At 41.1% G+C, this 24,331-nt stretch carries 22 protein-coding genes; 10 read left to right on the forward strand and 12 right to left on the reverse strand.

What is annotated here, in order from left to right:
* The 7 genes from OO007_RS10405 to OO007_RS10435 form a co-directional block, all read right to left on the reverse strand.
* Nucleotides 1-486 (reverse strand): (2Fe-2S)-binding protein, encoded by a 486-nt coding sequence (locus tag OO007_RS10405; protein ID WP_131907537.1) that lies wholly within the window; start codon nt 484-486, stop codon nt 1-3.
* Nucleotides 483-1,352, reverse strand: a complete 870-nt coding sequence (locus OO007_RS10410; RefSeq protein ID WP_325808751.1) for an FAD binding domain-containing protein — start codon at nt 1,350-1,352, stop codon at nt 483-485. Before OO007_RS10410 ends, OO007_RS10405 begins: the two co-directional genes overlap by 4 nt.
* 376 nt (nt 1,353-1,728) lie before the next feature.
* Nucleotides 1,729-2,451: a PAS domain-containing transcriptional regulator gene (locus tag OO007_RS10415; protein WP_325808752.1), complete on the reverse strand. Its 723-nt coding sequence runs from the start codon at nt 2,449-2,451 to the stop codon at nt 1,729-1,731.
* Nucleotides 2,452-2,812: 361 nt separating this feature from the next.
* Nucleotides 2,813-3,508, reverse strand: coding sequence for a putative 2OG-Fe(II) oxygenase (locus tag OO007_RS10420; protein ID WP_325808753.1), 696 nt, complete (start codon nt 3,506-3,508; stop codon nt 2,813-2,815).
* A gap of 333 nt (nt 3,509-3,841) precedes the next feature.
* Nucleotides 3,842-6,265 (reverse strand): Tex family protein, encoded by a 2,424-nt coding sequence (locus OO007_RS10425; protein ID WP_325808754.1) that lies wholly within the window; start codon nt 6,263-6,265, stop codon nt 3,842-3,844.
* Nucleotides 6,266-6,532: 267 nt separating this feature from the next.
* Entirely contained in the window at nt 6,533-7,831 is a 1,299-nt protein-coding gene (gene gabT / locus OO007_RS10430) for a 4-aminobutyrate--2-oxoglutarate transaminase (protein ID WP_325808755.1), read from the reverse strand.
* A gap of 51 nt (nt 7,832-7,882) precedes the next feature.
* Entirely contained in the window at nt 7,883-9,346 is a 1,464-nt protein-coding gene (locus OO007_RS10435) for an NAD-dependent succinate-semialdehyde dehydrogenase (protein ID WP_325808756.1), read from the reverse strand.
* Nucleotides 9,347-9,529: 183 nt separating this feature from the next.
* Here OO007_RS10435 and OO007_RS10440 point away from each other — a divergent pair, with 183 nt between their 5' ends.
* Nucleotides 9,530-10,411, forward strand: coding sequence for a LysR substrate-binding domain-containing protein (locus OO007_RS10440; protein ID WP_325808757.1), 882 nt, complete (start codon nt 9,530-9,532; stop codon nt 10,409-10,411).
* Between the two features lie 34 nt (nt 10,412-10,445).
* Here the strand turns inward: OO007_RS10440 and OO007_RS10445 are convergent, their stop codons facing one another.
* Nucleotides 10,446-11,369, reverse strand: coding sequence for a LysR family transcriptional regulator (locus OO007_RS10445; protein ID WP_325808758.1), 924 nt, complete (start codon nt 11,367-11,369; stop codon nt 10,446-10,448).
* A 365-nt stretch (nt 11,370-11,734) separates the two neighbouring features.
* On the opposite strand from OO007_RS10445, the gene OO007_RS10450 reads away from it, so the two are divergent.
* The 8 genes from OO007_RS10450 to msrA all read left to right on the forward strand — a co-directional run bounded on the left by OO007_RS10450 (nt 11,735) and on the right by msrA (nt 20,643).
* Nucleotides 11,735-12,823 carry a polyamine ABC transporter substrate-binding protein gene (locus OO007_RS10450; RefSeq protein WP_131907545.1) on the forward strand — a complete coding sequence of 363 codons (1,089 nt, stop codon included), beginning with the start codon at nt 11,735-11,737 and terminating at the stop codon, nt 12,821-12,823.
* A gap of 78 nt (nt 12,824-12,901) precedes the next feature.
* Nucleotides 12,902-14,020 carry an ABC transporter ATP-binding protein gene (locus OO007_RS10455; protein WP_207907154.1) on the forward strand — a complete coding sequence of 373 codons (1,119 nt, stop codon included), beginning with the start codon at nt 12,902-12,904 and terminating at the stop codon, nt 14,018-14,020.
* Between the two features lie 9 nt (nt 14,021-14,029).
* Nucleotides 14,030-14,941, forward strand: a complete 912-nt coding sequence (locus OO007_RS10460; protein ID WP_131907547.1) for an ABC transporter permease subunit — start codon at nt 14,030-14,032, stop codon at nt 14,939-14,941.
* 2 nt (nt 14,942-14,943) lie between these two features.
* Entirely contained in the window at nt 14,944-15,741 is a 798-nt protein-coding gene (locus OO007_RS10465; protein WP_131907548.1) for an ABC transporter permease subunit, read from the forward strand.
* Nucleotides 15,742-15,782: 41 nt separating this feature from the next.
* Nucleotides 15,783-16,730: an agmatinase gene (gene speB, locus OO007_RS10470; protein ID WP_131907549.1), complete on the forward strand. Its 948-nt coding sequence runs from the start codon at nt 15,783-15,785 to the stop codon at nt 16,728-16,730.
* Nucleotides 16,731-16,775: 45 nt separating this feature from the next.
* On the forward strand, nt 16,776-18,245 hold the full coding sequence (locus OO007_RS10475) for an aldehyde dehydrogenase family protein (RefSeq protein WP_325808759.1): 1,470 nt from the start codon (nt 16,776-16,778) through the stop codon (nt 18,243-18,245).
* An 84-nt stretch (nt 18,246-18,329) separates the two neighbouring features.
* Entirely contained in the window at nt 18,330-19,733 is a 1,404-nt protein-coding gene (locus OO007_RS10480; protein WP_325808760.1) for an NAD(P)/FAD-dependent oxidoreductase, read from the forward strand.
* A 283-nt stretch (nt 19,734-20,016) separates the two neighbouring features.
* Nucleotides 20,017-20,643, forward strand: coding sequence for a peptide-methionine (S)-S-oxide reductase MsrA (gene msrA, locus OO007_RS10485; RefSeq protein WP_325808761.1), 627 nt, complete (start codon nt 20,017-20,019; stop codon nt 20,641-20,643).
* 144 nt (nt 20,644-20,787) lie between these two features.
* Here msrA and OO007_RS10490 read toward each other — a convergent pair whose 3' ends face one another.
* The 4 genes from OO007_RS10490 to OO007_RS10505 all read right to left on the reverse strand — a co-directional run bounded on the left by OO007_RS10490 (nt 20,788) and on the right by OO007_RS10505 (nt 23,531).
* A complete protein-coding gene (locus tag OO007_RS10490) occupies nt 20,788-21,597 on the reverse strand; it encodes an FG-GAP repeat domain-containing protein (protein ID WP_325808762.1) in 810 nt (269 codons plus the stop codon).
* A 193-nt stretch (nt 21,598-21,790) separates the two neighbouring features.
* Entirely contained in the window at nt 21,791-22,255 is a 465-nt protein-coding gene (locus tag OO007_RS10495; protein ID WP_131907554.1) for a DUF1499 domain-containing protein, read from the reverse strand.
* Between the two features lie 84 nt (nt 22,256-22,339).
* Nucleotides 22,340-22,606 carry a hypothetical protein gene (locus OO007_RS10500; RefSeq protein WP_325808763.1) on the reverse strand — a complete coding sequence of 89 codons (267 nt, stop codon included), beginning with the start codon at nt 22,604-22,606 and terminating at the stop codon, nt 22,340-22,342.
* 55 nt (nt 22,607-22,661) lie between these two features.
* On the reverse strand, nt 22,662-23,531 hold the full coding sequence (locus OO007_RS10505) for an MYG1 family protein (RefSeq protein ID WP_325808764.1): 870 nt from the start codon (nt 23,529-23,531) through the stop codon (nt 22,662-22,664).
* A gap of 247 nt (nt 23,532-23,778) precedes the next feature.
* On the opposite strand from OO007_RS10505, the gene OO007_RS10510 reads away from it, so the two are divergent.
* Nucleotides 23,779-24,285, forward strand: coding sequence for a hypothetical protein (locus OO007_RS10510; RefSeq protein WP_325808765.1), 507 nt, complete (start codon nt 23,779-23,781; stop codon nt 24,283-24,285).
* Nucleotides 24,286-24,331 lie beyond the last annotated feature (46 nt).

The raw sequence follows: 24,331 nt of genomic DNA on the forward strand, positions 1-24,331 counted from the left end.
TTAGCCCTCCTCTTTTGCTTGTAATTTTTCAGCGGCATATTGAACTGACTTAACAATATTCTGGTATCCGGTACATCGGCATAAATTGCCAGACAAACCAACACGGATTTCCTCTTCTGTAGGATTAGGGTTTTCTTGAAGGAATCGATAAGATCTCATCAACATGCCTGGCGTACAAAATCCACACTGCAAACCATGCTCTTGCATAAAACCTTCTTGAACAGCGTGTAAACCATCATCGCTCGCCAAACCTTCTACGGTCATTAGCTCTGAGCCATTAGCCTGAACGGCTAAAATGGTACAAGACTTAACTGAGATTCCATCCATATCGACAGTACAAGCACCGCAGTGAGATGTTTCGCAACCGATATGACTACCTGTTAATGATAATTTTTCTCGCAAGGTATGAATCAACAATTCACGAGGCTCAACTAATACATCGACTTGTTCGTTATTTAACGTAAATGAAACTGCTGTCTTTTTCATATTTCCCCCTTTGCTCTTTGCAATGCTATACGAATGGCACGTCGAGTCATTTCACCGGCCATATGAGTTTTGTATTCAACATCACCCCTAAGGTCTTCAGCGGGATCACATATTGACATCGCTTTTTCAGCAGCCTCCTCGATTAAACTTTCATCAATGACTTTTCCGGTTAATAAATTCTCAGCCTCTTCAGCTTTAAGAGCCGTCGGCCCGACATTGGTCATAACGATACTGATGCTTGAACAAGTATCCCCATCCAGAGTTAAAATCACTGCAGTAGCCGCAGTAGCAAAATCACCTGTCTTACGTTTTAGTTTGGTATAGGCATAACCCGAATTAGGTTTTGCCACAGGAACCTGAATTTCTTTAAGAATTTCATTCTCGCCAAGTTCGGTCCAATAGGTTCCTAAAAAGAAACTATTGGCAGGAACAGTGCGTTCACCATCAGGACTTTGAAGAACAAAGATCGCGTCCAATGCCATCATGATACTGGGATGATCATTACCCGGATCACCATGGGCAATATCTCCACCAATGGTGCCGCGGTTTCGTACCTGTGGGTCTGCAATTAGTTTTGCCGCCTCTGGAATCAACGGGCATTTTTGTTGCAACAACTCTGATACGATCAACTCGCTTTCAGTGGTCATTGCCCCTATGAGAATATGATCGCCTTTGTCACTAATCCCCTTTAGTGCTTCAACGCCGTTGATATCGATTAGATGTGTCGCTTCGGCAAACCGAAGTTTCATCATTGGTAATAGACTATGACCACCAGCGAGAATTTTCGCCTCGTCATTTTCCACCATCAACTTCAGCACCTCATCTATGGTAGATGGAGCAAAGTATTCAAACTGCTCTGGAATCATGGAACCTCCTTAAATTAACTTATTTTTTATCAATTATTATTTTTATAGAATTTTCAATTGCTTTCTCAATAAGCCTAGGAACAACTAGAAAACAAAACAAGGTGAGATTAATCAGTGGTTAGAATAACCACTTGAATAACCGTCATGAGAAATGAATGGTTATGATTTGATGAATAAATATTATTTTTAGATGTGATTTAGAATGTAAAAAAGAAATGAAAGTGTCATTTTTTAATGCGAATACATTAAATTTCATGAGAAAAAACGAGTGACATTATCTTGTAGAAGTGGCGGAAAAAAGACTAACAAAAAGATTAAGTTAGTATTAATTACACGCAATGTAATTAATACTATTAAAGGGAGTAAAGTAGCTGAATTATTTTAGGCCAAGCAATTCTTTTATCATTTGTACATTACCTCGACTTACGGGTATCTCTGTTTCGTCATTATCGTCTAATAAAATCATGCACTGATCATTCACTTTTTTGAAGGCTTTGGCATAACGAATATTTACGATATAGCTGCGATGAATACGAATGAAACAGTCCGTATCAAGCCGCCCTTCTAAATCAGCAAGCGACAAATTACACAAGTAGCTATTATCTATACTTGAAACATCGGTGTAATGACCATCTGCCTTTAAATAAACCACTTGATCCAAATCTATTAAGGTGACTTGTTTGTTCGAATAAATAGGTAGTTTAAACAATAAGCGAAGCTCAGCATTGGCCCCTTTATTATCATTTATGGGTAACGTTGTAATATCTGTAAGATCATAAAAAACCATACAGGTAGCCGTATAATCACCAGCACCAGTCATTTTACTTACTTTAATCAATAACACCTTATCTGGGATGTTAATCATCATCGTCATAGGTGGAGGAGACTCAACTGGACAGCGAGAAGACTCTAGCAACCAAGACACCTTATCTCGGCTCTTTTCCGGGTGAAATTGGAGAATCTGCTTACCAAGAACATCATCACCTTCGATATCTAAAATATCAGTCGCAATGTCATTCATTGCAAGAACCTTGTTTTTCCCATCTAACCAAATAATGCCAGGCTCAAACTTTTGTAATTTGTGTTGAAACGTCTCCATCCTATTTCCTATATATATTTTTCGATGACACAAATAATTAATTTTGAAGTCATTCAATACCTGATAATTAAAATACCCAGACAAATAACAACGACGAATATTTCTTCACGCCAGTTTGAGCATAAGACAAAACAAGCCATCTCCTATTTCATTGATCGAAAATAGCAAAAAAAAATAGATCTATCGATTTAAATTATGCTTTCATTAAAATAATGAGAGAGAGATACCTTTTAATATCAAACATATAAAACAATTAACTTAGATATTAAGGTCAATACGCCGCAATATTTTTAGCGCAATGTTTAGAATTGTAGTCTATCCAACACTTGGAAGAAGGATAGACCTAATATAAGAAAAACGCTCAAGTAAAACTATAATCATACAATTCATCACCTTGCTCACCATGAATCTGGGCATTGAATGAAATAATAATACGATCTTTTTCGCCTATATAAGGCAGAGCGGTATGCTTGAGATGAGAAGGAAAAATACACAGCACTCCCTCCTCAGGTTTTGAATCAAAACTGGTGGATTGCATATAATGATTCCCTGAATCCATATAGCCACCACCAATCAAATCCATGTGGTGACCATAAAAACGAGTGACACCATTCAATTCACCCAATTCTTTATTGTTCATGCGTGTTTCATCATCGTCCACTTGCACATAATAAACACCTGACCAGCTGCAATTACCATGATTATGAGTTTCATGAAATCCATAACCATTCTGTATTTGAAACCAGGCTCCTACGACATTCATATTCATCTTTTTGGAAACGCAATGCTTCCACATATCGCCATTCAAAGTGCTCGCTACTTGAAAGACAGATTCTGATATAAAAGAAAATAATTGATTCAACGCATCATTGTTGTAACGCATCAATAAATCGTCAGAACTCGCATAAACAGGCGTACTCTGTAGATTATCTTCACGCATGTGCTGATAAAATAATTCAGCTAATTTGGAATTGATAAGCTCATGCTGTTTAAACTTTTTACGAAGCATTGGTGTTGGCCATAACAGCTGTATATCTGCGTTTTCATCATGCTTCATTCAATTTCCTCTCATATTTATACAAATCACGTATCACTCTAGCACAACACTAAACAGGAAATAGCAGGAAGGTATTATCTAAATCGCTTTTTTGATTACATTTAAAAAAACTGAGAACTTTCACTAAAAGTTGGCAAAACACGCTATAACGCAGCCAGATATACCTATCTTTAAATATTTAAATGGCCCGCCCCTACTTTCGGGCACTTTTTTTAAATTAGCCAGATAAAATATTTGCCGTTGTAAATGACATACTAGATGAGAGAGTTCTACATCGACGATTCCTTCATAATCATCGATGTAGATTATTGGCACTTCGAGAATCTACGAAAGTTACTTTTTAAAGTTCCCACCTTTCAAAGCCGCACTTAGCTGATCTGCCATAGCATTATTTGGGGTTTGCGCTTGTTTTGAGCCACGCTGATTTTGACCAGACTTTTGATTAGCATTTTTATTTGCGCCTGGTTTTTGGTTGCTCGGCTTACGCGCATTTTGTGATTTCTTATCTCCAGCATTGTGACCTGACTCTTGCTTGTCTTTAGCGCTGTCAGTGAGTCGCATGCTTAAAGCGATTCGTTTGCGTTGAAGGTCAATTTCTTGCACTTTTACTTTCACTATCTGCCCTGCTTTAACCACTTTGTGCGGATCATCGACAAACTTATCTGCCAGACATGAAATGTGCACCAGCCCGTCTTGATGAACGCCGACATCGACAAATGCGCCGAAGTTAGTCACATTGGTTACGGTACCTTCCAAAATCATGTCTTCTTTTAGGTCGCTGATTTTTTCGATGCCATCTTTCAAGCTCGCTGTTTTAAACTCTGGTCGTGGATCACGCCCTGGCTTATCTAGCTCTGCGATGATGTCAGTGATGGTTGGCAAACCGAATTTCTCGGTGACATAGTCAGCTGGGTTTAGTGATTTCAACAGTTGAGTATCGCCGATAATATCGTTGATTTTTTTGCCTGTTTTTGTGGCGATTGCTTTTACAACAGAATAGGCTTCAGGATGAACACCAGAGGCATCTAATGGGTTTTCACTACCCGAAATGATGCGTAAAAAGCCTGCTGATTGCTCAAACGATTTAGCACCCATACGAGGCACTTCCTTTAGCATTTTTCGGCTGGTAAAGCTGCCATGTTCATTTCTAAAATCGACAATATTATTCGCCAGAGTTTCATTTAGGCCAGACACTTGCTTCAGCAACGGCATGGATGCAGTATTCAGGTCAACACCGACATCATTTACACAATCTTCTATGACGGCTTCTAATGAGTCTGTGAGCTGGTATTGATTCACATCGTGCTGGTATTGTCCAACACCGATGGATTTTGGCTCGATCTTAACTAACTCCGCCAATGGGTCTTGCAGACGCCTGGCGATCGATACTGCGCCACGAATTGTTACGTCTAAATCCGGGAATTCTTTGGCGGCAAACTCAGACGCAGAATATACCGAAGCACCTGCTTCATTGACCATCACTTTGGTGAGTCGTAAATCAGGGTATTGCTTGATGATATCGCCCGCTAACTTATCAGTTTCACGTGAGGCGGTGCCATTACCGACTGCAATCAATTCTGCTTTGTACTTTTTAGCTAACGCGCCAATGGTGGCAATTGACTCATTCCATTGGTTTTTAGGTGCGTGTGGGTAGATGGTGCCTTGGTCCAGGTATTGACCGGTTGAATCGACCACCGCTACTTTTACGCCGGTACGTAAACCAGGATCTAAGCCGATAGTTGCTTTCTGACCAGCAGGAGCAGCGAGTAGTAAGTCTTTCAAGTTTAAAGAGAAAACACGAATTGCTTCGGTTTCTGCCTGTTCGCGCAGTTGACTCATCAAATCGCCACTGATGTGCATGTGCATTTTGATTTTCCACGTCCAGCTTACCACTTGTAATAACCATGCATCGGCAGGACGACCATTATCTGCAATATTCCAGTGACCTGCGATCATTCTTTCGCAAGGATGTTCCATAGGTTGGGTAAAACCAAATTCGCCCGGTGCATCAACGTCTAGGGTGACAAAAAGAATGCCTTCGTTTCTGCCTCTAAAAATAGCGAGTGCGCGGTGCGAAGGTACTTTTTTGAAGGGCTCCTGGTAATCAAAATAATCTTTAAACTTGATGCCTTCTTGCTCTTTTCCTTTGGCGACTTTGGCAATCACCAAGGCATTGTTTTCCATGTACTCGCGCGTTCTGGCAAGTAAGGTAGCATCTTCACTGAAGCGATCCATTAAGATATAACGCGCCCCTTCTAAAGCAGCTTTTACGTCAGCAACTGGATTTTCTTCGCTGTTTGACAGGTATTTTTCAGCTTCAACTTCTGGGTCAAGATTTGGGTTTTCATAAAGCGCATCAGCCAGCGGCAACAAGCCTGATTCTATAGCTATTGTGGCCTTGGTACGACGCTTAGGCTTGTAAGGTAAATATAAATCTTCCAGAGTAGTTTTAGTATCAGCTGCTTGTATCGATAGTGTTAACTCATCTGTGAGCTTACCTTGATCGTCAATACTTTTAAGAATAGTTTCCCGACGTTGTTCTAACTCACGCAAATACTTTAAACGCTCTTCTAATTGACGCAGTTGGGTGTCGTCCAACGCACCTGTGACTTCTTTTCGATAACGAGAAATAAATGGAACGGTTGCGCCATCATCAAGCAGCTCGATAGCGGCTTGTACCTGGCTTTCTTTCGTTGGTTTTACCGTAGAAAGTTCTTTGGCAATAGTGGAGATGATACGTGGCAGAGTAGTAGACATAGAGTTTTATTTTAATGAATGAAAATAGACAAAAATTGTGCGTATTATAATTAAGAATATAACTGGACTTATAGTAATTTGGGGAGAGTAACATAAAAAACCCACCCCCCCACTTTAAGGCGTTTTTTTATGCGTAAACTTAGCAACATCACAGACACAAAAAAGCCCGAATCTAAGTCGGGCTTTTTTTTGTGTTTAATTTAGGTATCTTATTTCAACACTTTGTTTAAACACCTTGTTTAAACATCTTATTAAAAAAGAATAAAACTAAGCCGCTTGATGCATTGCAACCAATTCTTCAAAACACTGAGCAATAATTCCCAAGCCTTCCTCAATGATTTCATCTGAGATTGTTAATGGCGGTAAGAAACGAATAACATTGCCGTACAATCCACAAGAAAGTAACACCAAGCCTCTTTCCATTGCAGCACCAACAAGCGCCTTACATAAGTCAGCATCTGGCTCGTCAGCATTTCCGTTTTGCACAAGCTCAATCGCGATCATTGCACCTCTGTTTCGTACATCTCCGATTCTATCTGGATACTGTTGCTGGAGTTTTTTCATGTTTTCGATGAATTGATCACCTATTTGATTAGCACGCTGCACAAGGTTTTCTTCTTTCATCACCTCGATAACTGCTAGGGCTGCGGCACAACCGACTGGTGAACCACCATAAGTACCACCAAGACCGCCTGGTAACGGTGCATCCATGATTTCTGCTTTACCAACAACTGCTGATAATGGAAAACCACCCGCAATACCTTTTGCTGTGGTCATAAGGTCTGGCTCAACATCCGAGTATTCACTGCAGAAGAATTTACCTGTACGACCGAAACCTGTTTGGATTTCATCGGCAATCATAACGATGCCATGCTTGTCGCATAATGCTCTTATCGCTTGCATAAATTCTGGAGGAGCAACGTAAAATCCACCTTCACCCTGAATTGGCTCGACGATAATTGCCGCAACGTCTGATGCTTCTATCTCTACTTTAAAGAGTAATTCGAGTGCCTTTAATGAGTCTTCTACTGATATACCGTGATACTCATTTGGGAACGGAGCATGATAAATCTCGGCAGGGAACGGACCAAATTTACTTTTATAAGGGGCTACTTTACCCGTCAACGCCATGGTCATATTGGTTCTGCCATGAAAGCCACCGTTAAATGCGATAAGTCCACGACGTCCCGTATGCGCACGCGCAATCTTCACACAGTTTTCTACCGCTTCTGCACCTGTTGTCACAAAGATTGTTTTCTTAGGAGTATTGCCGGGCGCTAATTCGTTTAATTGTTCAGCCAGTTGTACTGCTGAATCATACGGTGTAACCATCACACAGGTGTGGCTGAATTTTTCAATTTGTTCGATAGCTGCCGCTTTAACTCTAGGGTTTGAATGTCCCGTATTGGTTACTGCAATACCAGACCCAAAATCAATATAGCGATTACCTTCTACATCCCATAATTCAGCATTCTCTGCTCGCTCTATGTATACAGGTGCAAGGTTGCCTTGTCCTCTTGCCATTGCTTTTTCTTTACGCGCTTGCCATTCACTATTTGTAGTCATAATTTTTCTCACTCTTTAAGATGCTCAATGCTAATTGTTAACCAGTTTTGTTTAAGCTAAACCGCCCATACAGATGTACTTAATTTCCAGATAATCATCAAGTCCGTATTTCGAACCTTCTCGACCGTTGCCAGATTCTTTAACACCGCCAAATGGTGCCATTTCATTAGAGATAATACCTTCGTTTACGCCAACCATGCCATATTCCAAAGCTTCTGACACACGCCAGATACGACCTAGGTTTTGTGTATAGAAGTAACAGGCAAGACCAAACTCAGTGTCATTCGCCATCGCAACCGCTTCGTCTTCGCTAGAGAATTTGAAGATCGGAGCAACAGGACCAAATATTTCTTCCCTGAATACGCGCATATCTTCAGAGACATCCGTCAATATAGCAGGTTGGTAAAAACAATCTTCAGGAGCTGTTTCAATATCACTGCCAGCCACGAGGTTTGCGCCTTTTTCCACGGCATCTTTTACCAGACTGTGTACATTGTCGATGGCTGTTTTGGTGATTAATGGGCCGATAGATACACCCTCTTTCAAACCGTCACCCACAGATAATGTTTCAACCGCTTTCGCTAATGCTGCAACAAACTGATCGTAAACGCCTTCCTGGACAAGAATACGATTCGCGCATACACAGGTCTGCCCTGCATTACGGTATTTAGAAACGATAGCGCCTTGAACAGCCTGATCGATATCGGCGTCATCAAATACAATAAACGGTGCATTACCGCCAAGTTCCATAGTGGTCTTTTTCACGGTACTCGCACATTGCTGAATAAGCAGTTTTCCTACTGCTGTTGAACCAGTAAATGTCAATTTACGAATAATTGGGCTCTGTGTCAGTGCTTTTCCTATCTCTATGGTTTTTCCACAAAGAATATTGATAACACCTGCCGGAATGCCCGCTCTTTCAGCAAGTACTGCTAACGCTAATGCAGAAAGTGGCGTTTCATTCGCAGGTTTACAAACAACGCTACAACCAGCTGCCAGTGCAGGTGCAATCTTTCTCGCTAACATCGCATTAGGAAAATTCCACGGTGTAATACAGGCAACCACACCTATCGGCTGTTTGATACATACTATGCGTTTGTCGCCTGCTGGCGCAGGAATAGTATCGCCGTAAACACGCTTTGCTTCCTCAGCAAACCATTCAATATAATTAGCGCCATAAGCAATTTCACCACGTGCTTCTGCGATCGGCTTTCCCTGCTCTACGGTTAAAATCTGAGCCAGATCTTCCTGATTTTCCATCACTAGCTCAAACCATTTGCGTAAGATATTTGCTCTCTCTTTTGCTGGCTTTTGTTTCCAGCTTTGCATGGCTACTTCTGCAAACTCTATCGCGCGATTGGTTTCCCTTTCTCCACAACTAGCTACTTCTGCAATTATCTCGCCTGTAGAGGGATTTGTAATTTGAATCGTTTCATTATCATCAGATTCAACCCATTGACCATTAATATAGGCTTGGGTTTTTAACAATGACGGGTCTTGTAATTGTATCGACATATCTTTTCCTTTCCGTAACACACAATAAATTGAATAACTGATGACAAATGTGCAGTGAACCAATTCAATAAAGTTAGGACTGGCGCATCTGCACTTGACAAATCGAGTATAGTGATCAATATTTTTAGTAGCAAACGAGTTATTTTAACTTTTCCTACTAATATTTCTCATAAGGAGAACCCCTTGCTAGATAAACGAACAATGCCACTTTCGGCGCTCAGAGCTTTCGAAAGTACAGGCCACCGCTTACACATGGGGCAGGCAGGCGAAGACCTTGGCGTGACTCAAGGAGCCATCAGTCATCATATTCGTGCATTAGAAAAAGAGTTAGGCGTAAAGCTATTCACGCGTTCGAATAATCGCCTACAGCTGACTGACTCAGGAGAAAGATTACTCAAAGCTGTCACAGAAGGGTTTGATCGTATTCTGGATGGTGCGCAACATCTGGATTCTGATAGTTTATCTGGAAGACTTGTCATAGGATGCACTCAAACCGCAGGAGCTAACTGGGCTGCACCCATAATCAGCGAATTTCATCAAAGCTACCCACTGATTGATATTCATACGGTTGAGATAAAGCCACAGCAAAAAGAAATCCCCAGAGAAATCGATATTGCAATTTGTTATGGAAAACCTATCGAAGACAATCGTCTGGTGGAAGAACTAACCTCTCTCGATATTTTTCCCGTGTGCAGCCCTCGACTGGTGCACAAAAAAAACACCGTTAGTAAACCGAGACATTTAACGAACTTCCCTTTACTTCATGAAGGTTTACAAAACTGGTCTCGCTGGTTTTCCAGCATGAATATTACGCCACCAGAAAATACTAAAAACATACATTTTTTTAACACCAATCTTACACTCAGTGCAGCCCGAGACGGATATGGCATTGCGCTTTGCAATCGCCTGGAAGTTCATCAGGATTTACTCGAAGGACGACTCATACAGTTACTGGATAAAACCATCCCCGAACTCGATAGCTACTATTTACTATCGGATAAACCAGAAAAACGGTCGTTGCGCGCCAGGCTTTTTGAAGAATGGATTAAGAATATATTTAATTAGTTAACTGGCTCAGCCTGCCTTGCAAAGACACCCACTAGTGCTCAGTGTTATCTTTTATATTTTCTTGCACTTTCTTAACTACCGAGGTGAAACTTTTAATGATTGCATTATTTTTACGTTTATCATGTGTGATCAGTGAGAACTGAAGGTAATGTGAAAAGATATCTTCTCTTAATATCTTTAATGTCCCTTCATCAACCCAGCGCTGAATATAATGCTTAGGTAAAGTACCTAAATGCTTCCCTGCAAAGATAAGATGTAAACTGGCTTCTATGTTGTAAGTGTAAGAGGTTGTGAATGGGTGCATTGCCTGAGGAATATTTTTAGGCAGCCTGTAATAATCAGATACCCAGTGGGATTGAGTTAGATCATGATACTCCATCTGCTTATCATCTAAATTAAACAGGGGGTGATACTTGCTGCAGCAAATCACTTCTTGCTCGTCGAATAGCTTCACATATTGAAGCTCGGAAAGACTCTGCTCACGGATTCCAATGCCGATATCAAATCTACGATCTAGTACTGATTGCTCAAGATCTTCAGGAGAACTAATCTTGACGGTTACTTTGACATTTGGGTAGCGCTCCTGAAAAAGCCGCAAAATTGTTGCAACATCAAGATGCTTGTTTGTGATCGAATTATCTACAATACCTAGCGTCAACTCCCCAACCAGTGATCCGCTGAGGTTACCAATGTGTTGATTAAAACGCTGCATTTGCTCGAATATCTTAGTGGCTTCAACCTGAACATGCTCCCCCTCTGGGGTCATTGAGAACCCACTCCTGCCTCGGTTGCATAGTTTCATTCCCAGGCGGCTTTCAAGTTGCAACAATTGTGTACTAATGGTCGAAGGAGCAACGCCTAATCTTTGAGAAGCGAGCGCAACACCCTTGCATTCTGTGACGGTGATAAATATACGTAATAGATTAATTTCTGATGGATGTAACCGTGTAAACATATAACCCGCTTAGTCTTTAGTCAACTAACTGTAATTATAGATACTCAAATATTCTAACAATAAAAGTCTAATTCTGTGCTGGCAGTATACATCGATAATTTTCGATGTATACCAACCTAATTTTCTAATTTAAAGATCATAAATCTTTATCTATGCTTCTGTACATGTTTAGTAAAGTATTAGTTTTATAGACGAGTCACTTTTTTTAAAACTGATGTATTTTGTCATTAATAGATAACGTTTGAATAATTTTCTATGCTGAATTTTTTAAACACCGTTAAAAAATACAAAATAAATATCATGAACTAGGCTTTGAGGACACTTTTAACCTCTCTAAATCACATCAATCTCAGGAGATTTATTAAATGAAACACTGGAATAAAATCACAACAGCAATAGCATTAACGTCATGTATGGTTTTTCCTGCATTTGCCTCAGAACTCAAGGTATTTAACTGGGCTGAATATATGGGTGAAGATACGCTTGCTAATTTCACTAAAGAAACAGGCATAGAAGTCGTTTACGACACTTACGATTCTCTTGAATCTATGGAAACCAAAATACTAACGGGAGGTGCAGGCTACGATGTGGTTTTTGCCGCTGGACCAGTTGTAGAAAGATTTGTTGGGGCTAAATTACTCCAGAAATTAGATCAGGAGTCACTAACGAACAAGGGAAACCTTGACGCTTCGTTAATGAAAGTACTTGCAGGTCATGACCCGGACAATGCTCATGCTATTCCTTATATGTGGGGAACAGTAGGTATTGCTTACAACAAAGCTTTAATCGAAAAGCGAATGAAAGATGCTCCCTTGAATAGCCTGGATATTATTTTCAAGCCAGAAATCTCAGCTAAATTTGCAGACTGCGGTATCGCGATACTCGATTCCCCTGGTGAAGTTTTAAACGTAGCGTTGAACTACTTGGGACTTGATCCAACCTCTTCTAAAAAAGGAGATATCAAAAAAGCTCAAGAGCTCGTGACCTCGATTCGTCCCAATATCCGTTACTTCAACTCAGTTAAGCCTATTGACGATCTTGCTACAGGTGAGATCTGTATGGCTCTGATGTATAGCGGAGATGCAGGTATCGCCGCTGATGCCGCAAGCAATGGTGGAAAAGGCATAGAGATTAGCTACAGCATCCCTAAAGAAGGAACAATGATGTGGTTTGATTCCATGGTGATTCCTACAGATGCTGTTAACACTAAGGAAGCACACCAATTTATTGATTACATGATGCGTCCTAAGGTCATTGCAGAGATCTCGAATGGCATCTTTTATGCAAACGCCAACACTGCGTCTCTAGAATTTGTAGACAAAGACATAACCTCTGACCCTAATATTTTCCCTCCTGAAGACGTCCGTGCAAAATTATTTCCTGATGTGGCTTTAGCTAAAAAATCTACTCGTCTTCGTACTCGAGCGTGGACAAAAGTAAAAACAGGAAGATAGTTTGCAGCTTTATTTTTAGAGTTCAAAACATTCAGTTTAGGACTCTAAACACCAAGAATAGATAGAGGAAATACCGTTTTGAAAACGCCACAAAGTTATCAAGAAGATTTTATATCAATCAACAACGTAACCAAGAAATACGGTGATTACACTGCAGTTGATTCCGTTTCACTTGAGATTGGCAAGGGAGAAATCTTTTGCTTACTAGGTGGGTCGGGAAGCGGCAAATCAACACTACTACGTATGATTGCTGGATTTGAAGAAATCACTTCTGGAGATATATTAATAGACAGTGACAGTGTAAATGGGGTGCCACCGAATCACTTACCCGTGAACATGATGTTCCAATCTTATGCTTTGTTTCCACACTTAACTATTGAAGCCAATGTTGCGTATGGCCTTAAACGTGAAGGCACTGCTAAACAGGAAATCAAAACACGTGTCGCAGAGATGCTAAGTTTGGTGAAATTATCAGAATTTGCTAAGCGTAAGCCCGATCAACTATCAGGTGGCCAACGTCAACGTGTAGCGCTTGCTCGTGCATTAGTTAAACGCCCAAAAGTACTTTTGTTAGACGAACCTCTCGGTGCTTTAGATAAAAATCTTCGCGAAGAAACTCAATTTGAATTAATGAAAATTCAAAAAGAGCTAGGTATCACTTTTATTGTTGTAACCCATGATCAGGAAGAAGCGATGACCCTCGGAGATCGTATTGGTGTTATGGATAGAGGTCGAATTATACAAGTCGGTCCTCCTAGAGAATTATACGAACAACCTAATGATCTTTTCATTGCTAACTTTCTAGGTGTTCTCAATCATTTCAAAGGACGTATCGTTTCAACTTCTGATGACGGTCTTTGCGACATAAAACTCAAAGATATCGATATGCATGTCAAAGTGAGTACTGAACTACCTTTCGAAGACGACCAGCCTGTGGTTGTTACCGTACGACCTGAGAAGATGGAAATATTCTCCGATCCACAAGGTAAACCAGGAATGCAAAACCCTTTTATTGGCGTTGTGACTAGCATTGCTTATATGGGACATCTAACAGTGTATGTGGTCAAACTAGAAGCAGGTATCGAAGTAACCATAACGGAATCCAATACGCACCTCTCGGCCAAAGCAGACATCTCAGAGAATGATACCGTGCGCGTAGAATGGCCTGCTCGTTCAAGCAATATATTCACTCGCTAGGAGTAACCCATGAAACGATTTTTATCTCTATTTAGTAAAGATAGTTTAGGTAAGAAAACCATTATCGGTATTCCATATATCTGGTTCCTGATTTTCTTCCTGCTCCCTCTTTTCTATGTCCTTAAAATTAGTTTTTCAGAATCTATTATTGCCAGTCCTCCTATCGCTCCATTGTTTGAATATGACGGCGATGAACAGACTCTGATTTCTACCTTAAGGCTCTCTAACTATGGTTACCTTATTGAAGATAATTTATATCTACTTGCATACCTTAGTTCTATAAAAATCGCCTTCTTTTCAACATTGATAACTTTGCTCATTGGCTATCCAATGGCACTCGCAATTACTCGAGCTAACAAGCGCTTACAGCTAGCACTATTACTATTAGTAATGCTTCCTTTTTTCACCAGCTTATTGATTAGAGTGTATGCCTGGATTGGTATTCTCAGAACGGATGGAACAATTAACACGATACTTATGTTCATTGGTGTGATTGATGAACCCATTGTATTGCTTCAAACTGAGTTCGCGATGTATTTAGGTATTGTTTATGCATACCTACCTTTCATGATACTGCCACTTTATGCTGCTTTAGAAAAACAAGATAAAAGCTTGCTAGAAGCCGCAAGAGACTTGGGTGCAAGCCCTGCAATAGCTTTTTTAACAGTTACCTTACCTGCCTCAGTTTCAGGGATAGTAGCAGGATGCATGTTGGTATTTATCCCCGCTGTCGGTGAGTTCGTGATCCCCTCGTTACTCGGAGGCGAATCGACATTAATGATCGGACGTGTACTTTGGGATGAATTCTTTGCCAATCGTGATTGGCCTGTTGCTAGTGCTGTTGCCATTGTAATGCTAGCGATACTGATCATACCCATCATGTTATTCCAAAACCAGCAAGCTAAGTCCTCAGGAGAATAATCATGTCTAGATTTCTAAAAATATCATTATTCGCTGGATTTAGTTTTCTCTATATCCCGATATTCATTTTAATTTTTTACAGCTTCAATGCTTCAAAACGAGGCGCTGTTTGGGGTGGTTTTTCAACAGAATGGTATGGAAAATTATTACAAGATCAACAGATATTAGATGCTGCCTGGATCAGTTTTAAAGTTGCTTTTCTCAGCGCATCAGGAGCCGTAATTATTGGCACTCTAGCAGCTGTTGTATTAGTCAGAATGGGAAAATTTAGAGGACGATCAATGTTTTCCGGTTTAGTTTCAGCACCGCTTGTTATGCCTGAAGTCATTACCGGTATCTCGTTGTTACTCCTTTTCATCTCCTTTAAGGAGTTCTTAGGATGGCCACAACAAAGAGGAATAGCTACTATCGTTATTGCGCATACTACCTTCACTGCGGCATTTGTTGTTCTAGTCGTGCAATCACGTTTATATGCTCTCGATAAAAGCCTAGAAGAAGCTTCTGCAGATTTGGGAGCAACGCCTTTTGAAACTTTTTTCTATGTGACTGTGCCGATAATTGCACCCTCTTTGGCTGCGGGTTGGATGCTCGCTTTTATCCTCTCGTTCGATGATTTGGTTATAGCTAGTTTCACTTCAGGACCGGGCTCAACAACCTTGCCTATGCTGATTTACTCGAAAGTTAAAATTGCTGTATCGCCCGATGTAAATGCACTCGCAACAATCATTGTTGTATCTATCTCGCTTGTCATTGCAGCGCTGGCCATATTCGCTTTCAAAAACCAGAAGCAAGAACATTAATCTCCAACAATAAAACACTAATTTTTAGCAGGGAAATAATTATGAAATACAACCAACCTTTAGGTGGCAATGACATGCCACGTTTTGCAGGACCAGGCACAATGATGCGCCTACCTTCTCAAGATTCCGCGAAAGGGCTTGATGCTTGTTTTATAGGGGTTCCGTTAGATATTGGCGCTTCAAATAGAGCAGGCGCAAGGTTTGGCCCTAAAGGGATTCGTGCAGAATCATCGATGATTAGGCCTTATAGCATGAGGCTAGGCTACTCCCCTTTTGATTCCTTACAGGTTGCTGATATTGGCGACGTGCCAATCAATACATTCAACCTATTAAAGTCCGTAGATATTATCGAAAAGTTCTATGATGAAGTTGCGTCTCATGACACAGCTCCATTAACAATGGGAGGTGATCACACGATTGTACTTCCAATCCTTCGCGCCTTAAGCAAGAAACACGGCCCAATTGGTGTGGTGCATGTTGATGCGCATGCCGATATTAATGACACCATGTTTGGTGAAAAAATTGCACACGGCACCCCCTTCCGCCGCATGATGGAGGAAGGCATTCTTGATGCTAAACGCGTTGTACAAATAGGTTTACGAACAACGGGTTATTCCGCTGATGATTTCGATTGGTCTCGAGATCAGGGTTTTAGAGTAGTGCAAGCTGAAGATTGTTGGCATAAATCTTTAGAGCCTTTAATGGCAGAAGTACGTGATCAGATGGGCGATGGCCCTGTGTATATTTCATTCGACATAGATGGTCTTGATCCTACATTTGCACCCGGCACAGGCACTATGGAACCCGGCGGACTGACGTCGATTCAAGCCTTTGAAATCATTCGAGGATGCCATGGTATGAATATTATTGGAGGAGACCTCGTTGAAGTCGCTCCAGCTTATGATAACTCAGGCATCACAGCGATGCTTGGCGCAAACCTACTCTATGAAATGCTTTGCGCTTTGCCAGGAGCAAGTGGCAAAAAATAGTATGTAGATGTTTTAAAACATCATACCTAAAAAATGATATAGCAAATGAATGGTACCGTAATGAATTTAGACGCATTAACCCAGCGCGAGCAGCCTTTATTTTATTCAGGAGAATGGCATTCAGCCTCTTCTGATAAAACAATAAATGTGATTGATCCATCGACAGCAGAAATTTTCTCGACATTGAATTGCGCCAGTGCTGAAGATGTATCCAGCGCTGTAGAATCTGCAACCACAGCATGGAAAAGCTGGAGAGATCTGGGTGGTAAACAACGCGCTTTCTATCTAAATAAATTCGCAGAAGGGTTAACAAGTCGTAAAGATGAGTTAATGCAACTGCAGATGAAAAATAACGGAAAACCAGCGTTTGAAGCAGAAATCGACGTAGAAGATGCAATAAGTTGTTTCAAATATTACGCCACATTGGCTGAAAATCTGGATCAACAGCAAAATACCGCTGTTGAGTTACCTGATAATGACTTCTCTGCAAAGACCCGATTAGAACCAGTCGGCCCAGTGGGGTTGATCGTTCCCTGGAATTTCCCCCTTGTTACCAGTGCCTGGAAGATAGCACCCGCTTTAGCGGCGGGTTGTACGGTGGTGATGAAAAATTCAGAAGTCACACCATTAATCGAATTGGTGTATGGTGATATCGCTATTGAAGCCAATCTCCCGGCTGGGGTATTAAACCTGGTTGTCGGCGCGGCTGAGACTGGAATTGCTCTAGTGAAAGATCAACGCTTACAAAAAATATCATTTACAGGTTCGAACCAGGTAGGCGCCATGATTATGTCTGATGTGTCCACTCGCACTTTACCCGTCTCCTTAGAACTTGGCGGAAAATCACCCATAGTTATCCTCAAAGACGCCGATATAGATCTGGCTATTGAGATTGTATGCGCTGGAATTTTCTTCAACTGTGGCCAAATGTGCTCTGCAACTTCGCGCCTTATTGTGCATGAAAGTATTGCCGATCAAGTCATTAACGGCGTCGTTGAGAAATCAAAAGAGATGAATATTGGCTCACCTAATGAAGCAGATATAGAAATGGGACCTCTAACAAGCGAAGCCCAACTTAAACAGGTACAAAAATACTTTCAGATGGCTAAAGATGATCGAATCGAATGCCTAGTGGGCGGTAATGCTAAACAACAAAAGGGTTATTTCGTCGAACCTACCGTTTACAAAGATGTACCTCAAGATCACCCTATCTGGCGCGAAGAGATATTTGGCCCGGTGTTAGCGACACGAACTTTCACAACTGATGAAGAAGCCATCGCACTGAGCAATGACACTCACTACGGATTAGTAGCCACCGTTGTCAGTAAAGATGCCGAGAAAGCTGAATATTTTGCTTCTCAAATAGAGGCTGGGCATATCTGGATTAACGCACCTCAAGTCATCTATCCACAAACCACCTGGGGTGGCTTCAAACAAAGTGGCATCGGAAGAGAATTAGGCCCATGGGGGCTGAATGCCTACTTAGGCGTTAAAAATATTACGATCGCCAACTGATAAAACACCAACCTAAAAGTTAAACCAAAACACTTTCTTACTTGTTTTAAATAAACAAGAAGTACATATACGCGGAGTTTCACCATGAACAGCCAACAGAAAGCACGCCAAGCACTTTCCACTGCCAAATTTGGATCATTTTGGCTTGATGCTGAGGGAAAACCTCCTGAGTTGCCAGCCTTGACTGAAGAACTCACAACAGACCTATTAATAGTAGGCGCAGGATTTACAGGCCTGTGGGCTGCTATTCACGCCAAAGAGGCACAACCTGATAGAGATATCGTGATTATTGAAGCAGACTCTATAGCAATAGGCGCATCGGGCAGACCTGCTGCCATATTATCGACATCTGTGATGCACGGAATGGAAAATGCTCAGCGCCTTTTTCCTAATGATATGGATGTTTTAGAAGAACTAGGCAAAGAGAACCTGGATGGATTTAAAGAAGCTATCGAACGTTATAAGATCGATTGCGATCTGGAATGGGGCGGAGAATTAACCGTTGCTGTAGGCGAACAAGGTATACCTGATATCGAGTCAGAATATCAGCTTTACAAAAAGTACGGACATGACGCACACCTATTAAATAAAGATAAAATTCAAAAAGAAATTCATTCGCCATTATTCCATGGTGGACTCTGGTCTAAAAAACGATCTGGGACAGTACATCCTGCAAAATTAGCATGGGGTCTTAAACGCACAGCTCTCAATTTAGGCGTAAAGATATTCGAAAATACCCCAATGCAAAGCAACACAAAAACGCACGAAGGTATTGTTGTAACGACTCCAAATGGAACAGTCACAGCACCAAAAGTACTTTTGGCGACCAATGCGTTTAAATCATGCAATAAAAAGATACACAAACGTGTTTCTGCCATTCGTGATCGCATCGTAATGACTGAACCCCTTTCCACAGAACAGATGAAATCTATCGGCTGGGAGAATAGACAAGGTATTTATGATACCCGCACTCAACTAAATTACATGCGTTTAACTGCCGATAATCGAGTGCTATTCGGTGGCAGATTAAACTACTTCTTTAACAATAATACAGACCAGAAACTAGATAACTCGATAGACCCGTTCATTATGCTTGTGGAAAATTTCCACAAGACATTCCCATCCTTAGAGACGGTACAAATCTCGCACGCATGGAGTGGTCCAATAGCCTTAACCACAAGAATGGCAGTCCATTATCAGCGTTACCATAATGGCGACATGATATACGCAGGAGGTTATTCGGGCTTTGGGGTAACGGCAACACGATTTGGCGCCAAAGTTGGCTTAGATATCCTGGACGGCAAAGAAACCAAGGCGAGTAAACTAACCTTCGCAAATACTCTACCAAGTTACATCCCGCCTGAACCTTTCCGATGGATCGGTGCAAAAGTGACAATGTACGCTTTAGACACTGTAGATCAAAAAGGCGGGTGGAGAAAAACGTGGTTAAAAATGGTCGAAAAAATGGGCTTCCCTGTTATGCAATAATGCCTCTGCAATATGACCTTTGTGAAGGAAAGTACTCCCTGAAGAAATAACAACGGGTATAGACAGTGAAATCACGCTTTATTGATTTAAACCTACCATAAAAAAAACGCCTGTAAGTAGGGGGGTGCCTTCAAGATTAGCCAAACAGACGCTTAGTTAACTATTGCGTATATGATTTGTGAGAAACTTATTCTATGTGTCTGTTGTCGAATTTAGCCACTGCATGCATCTATATTTATTAACATAGCGTATACAGTTCATAACTAATCTATAGGTTTACACTATGAAGAAAACACTGGGTGCTTTAATACCTCGACTTGCGCTGTCTACGACTTTAGCGGCTACTCTAGCTCTATCTATCTTTGGTACCTCCAGCGCCTTTGCCGATAAAACCGTATTAGCTGGTGGCTGTTTCTGGTGTATGGAATCAGACTTTGAAAAACTAAAAGGCGTGACTGATGTTGTTTCTGGTTTTAGCGGCGGCACATCACAGAACCCAACTTATAATGGCGATCATGCAGGTCATTACGAAGTGGTTGAAATCACTTATGATCCTAAGATTGTGAGTTACAAAGAAATTTTAGATTACTACTGGGTGAATATTGATCCGTTCGATGCTCGAGGACAGTTTTGTGACAAAGGATCTGAATACCTAAGCGCTATTTTTGTTGCTAATGAAACTGAAAAGAAGATAGCTGAAGAGTCTAAAAAGAATATTCAGGCTCAGTTTGCATCACAGAATATTGTTACACCGATTTTAAACGCTTCAACGTTCTGGCCGATCAAAGGTAAAGAAAGTTACCATCAGGATTACTACAAGAAAAGCCCAGTGAAATATAAATACTACAGATACAGTTGTGGTCGAGATAAACGCCTGAAATCCATCTGGGGCGATAAAGCTACGCAATAAACTAACCTGTATGGCACCCCCCTACTTTGGGGCACTTTTTTTTAAATATCTTAAAAGAGTAAAACTCCTGATATTGGAGTTTTACTCTTTAGCCTTTAGTTAACCGATCTCCAATTAACCTAGCACCAATCTACCTTTTTCTAATTAACGACAAGTCAGTGCAGCAGTAGCGCTTGCTCTTCCGGTGTAGGGTCCAATGTCTTCACTTGTTAATTCACCATTTTTAAGTGTGGTTTTGATGATTCGCTCCCAACTTGAATCGACGGTAATCATTGATGATTGATTTCCACAGCGTTGTACGCCGCCCGTAATATAAGCATTACCTATCTTGTGATTGGTTAAGCCTGATTTTTGCGCGGTTTGTTGCAGACTTCCATGACGATAGCTCCAGACTCGCAAAATTCTGGCTAAATGTGGACGATCTATATAAGCGATATCCATAGCACCATCATTATCAAAGTCAGCGATTCCAACTGGTGCCAACCAACGATGAGATTGCCCAATATAAGGCGTGCTGGCAATAACTGAAAGCGTGTTTGATGACGCTTCACGAATACCATAAACCGCTATTTGCGCACCTTTTTGTTTGTGACTGCGAATGGTTATGATTTCGTTGCGTCCATCACCATCGATATCCGCTAAGCGTGGATTTATATCTTCAAAAACTTGCGCAGTTTCTAGAGAGATTGATAACGTCTTACCATCTACTGTTTTAGCATGAAGCGCTGCCGCTTCTATTGCATCTCCCAATACGCCGTGTGCATAGCGCGTGGTCGCCTCATCATACCAGGCGGATTGAATGCCACTTTTAGCAGCATCAGATACCACTAATGACTCTGGAAAGTCCGTTTTGGGCAGAGCTTCAGCTGAATTTGTCACACTCAGAACTACTGTACTAAGTGTTAAAAGTGTGAAGGCGATAGGGTTATGCAAAATAGTGCTTTTATAAGTCATAGGTATTTTTCTTGAAAGTTGCAATGAAAATGCAATAAAAGTGCAATGAAAACTGTATTGAGAGTTCCCTTAAATTACGTTGTACCAGTGAATTAGGATGCATTCGCGAAAAGTCGTGACCAAGTCAAAATATGTTCTCGACGTATCCTCATAGCTTATAAGACCTATCTCCGCCAGCCCATAAGGCTAATATTTACAACGCCTGTTTATATAATTCCTTAAACGTTTCAACTCTCTTTTTATTCACACCAGCATCGCTGTAGCCAACTCTTGATGCCGAGCGAAAATGTATCGCTCCTTGATCAGGGTCGATTCTGACTTCAAAATCATCCACAAAACCAAATAACGATGAAGAAAAAATTGCAGCAATGTAATTATTTTTTTCGATATATACGATGCCGTCCATACTTTGAATGGTGGACACTATTGTGGACATTGTTTTAATCGTATCGATATCCTGCTGGATGATAGGTTGAATGAAATGCTCTGCATCATCCTGATATTCACTACTCACACAGTTGGGCTTTTCAGAACACTTTGATAGCTTGCCATCCACTAAACCAGGCGCTATTCCTTTTTGCGACATTTTCCCAAGCACGAAGAAAGAGGCAAGTCCTAAAATGACCAATATCGCGATGATGATGAGTGCAGTTTTCATGTTTTATTATTCCCTGTTTTTGCTTGAGAGTAGTTTTTACTTAAGAGCTGTCTTTACAGAAATTAGCCCTAACCCAGATTTTATTTAATTGTCTTTACTGTTTTTATCACTGCTTTTATCACTACTTTTATCAACGAATATAAACGTAAATGCTGCTTTCGTAATTAACAATAATGGAAACATGCCGTGTAGAAAAAGATCAAAAATATCAACACCATTGGATAACTGTCCATTCACCAGCATCTGGATTTTTTCAAACAGATGAGGTTGTGGGGTAAAAGGTGCTAGACCGAGCGTTAATGAGCCGATGATCAACACTATCCATGGTAGATTTCTAATTGTATTTATCAAACCGTTGTTCCTTAAATTGTTCCCTGATTAGCGATTTTTTTGACAATAGCGCGTATTAATCACTCAGCGCAATTGTCGCCATTTTCATTGTGCTTTCAAATGATTCCGCACCTGCAATAAACAGACCATTGTGACAGAACATCGCATCCTCAATACCCGTTACTTGTTGAAGCTCGCCATCAGACAAACCCGCCCATGTTGCAGGCAACGGCTTTCTATCTTCGAATGATCCTGGCTCAACCGGTACGGTTTGTATTCTCCATTGACCTGTCTGAGAAGGGTAAACCATATACAAGGCTCGTTCCGATAAATCGTGAACCGTTCTTTTCCATGGGGTATATTTTTCTAGCACAATAACCCGTGGGTCTTCGGCATTTTCAATCGCTTTAGCCACGATTTCTCTGGCACTAATGCCACCGTTTGCGGATGCTATAAAGCGGCTTAAGACGTGTGATGCAAACTCGACCGCTTCTTCAAAACAATCATCAAAGTGTGCATCTTCTTGCCACGTTGGGTTAAACATTGAAATCGTTTGGCTCAGACTAACACCTTCAGAAACACCAGTGACATGCCCACAATCGATCGCATCAATGGTTGAAACAAGGCCTGTATCAACTGCATGTGCGACATCTTTATTACCACCACAAATCTCTACGCCGTATTTTTGCCAGATTAAACCAAATGAAGAATAAGGAATACCGTTCTCGCGTTCGCCAGCGCCACCCCGTTGATGGTGGTCAAAACGACCAGCATCTGCATCGTATTCGCCACCAACATCAATCACGATATCTGCCTTGGCGATTTTATCTAAATCACGGGTGCGAATCAGTGTGAAGGGAGGAAAAATACTTTTTAATGCTGCAACACTAAAAACATCATCTGCATGAAAATTGCCGTTGTGTGTTGCTATCGTTTTATTTGTCATTTGTTTTTTGCCGCTACGTAGGGAAAAAGTGTTGTTAATCAAATATTAACGTTTAGAAAACATCTAACAAACAAAATTGGAGGGCAGATTCTATAGCAAGAACGTTAACAAAAATAGCTCCAGCAAATGTATAGGGTTAAGCTCATTTATCTGCTCACAATAAAGTAACCATGAAATTCTGCTATATATACTGTGTTATTACGATAAATACGCCGCTCAACCAAAAATCACTTATTTGGAAAACATCATGAAGACTCACGTGAAATCACTAATGATACTGCCCTGTTTTATGTTGCTGGTTGCCTGCGGAGGCGAAAAAGAAAGTGCCGCGGAGGATAAACCCAATGCAGTCGTAGAAAAAGCAACGGCTCCAGTTAAACCCACCAAGCCTGATGTTGCCGTTACTCCTAAGATTAACAATGCCAAATTACCTTTTGATTTACCGATTATGCCGGACGCACGCTATATCAGCGGTAGTCTGAAGTTTTCTCGTCCTACCAAGAAACGGGGTGGGGAAGCTATCGCGACCATAGCCGCGAAAGGCACACCGCTCGATGTAGTTAAATATTACGAAAAGGCGCTTGCTGATATTGGCTTCACCGCAGAGCTGGGTAAACACAATAGCGGATCTGTCGCGAAAGTAAGCGGTGTTAGCAAAACTGGCGAAAAATTCTTAATTACTAGTATGCGTGGTGGCTCGAAGACGCAAGAAGGCGAGAGCCAAACGTCGATTATCGCGACTAAACCGCTTTAACTTTTCTATAGCTCCACAACCTTTGAATGATATTACGTTTTAATTT

Source organism: Cocleimonas sp. KMM 6892 (assembly GCF_035798195.1).
Lineage (GTDB): Bacteria > Pseudomonadota > Gammaproteobacteria > Thiotrichales > Thiotrichaceae > Cocleimonas > Cocleimonas flava.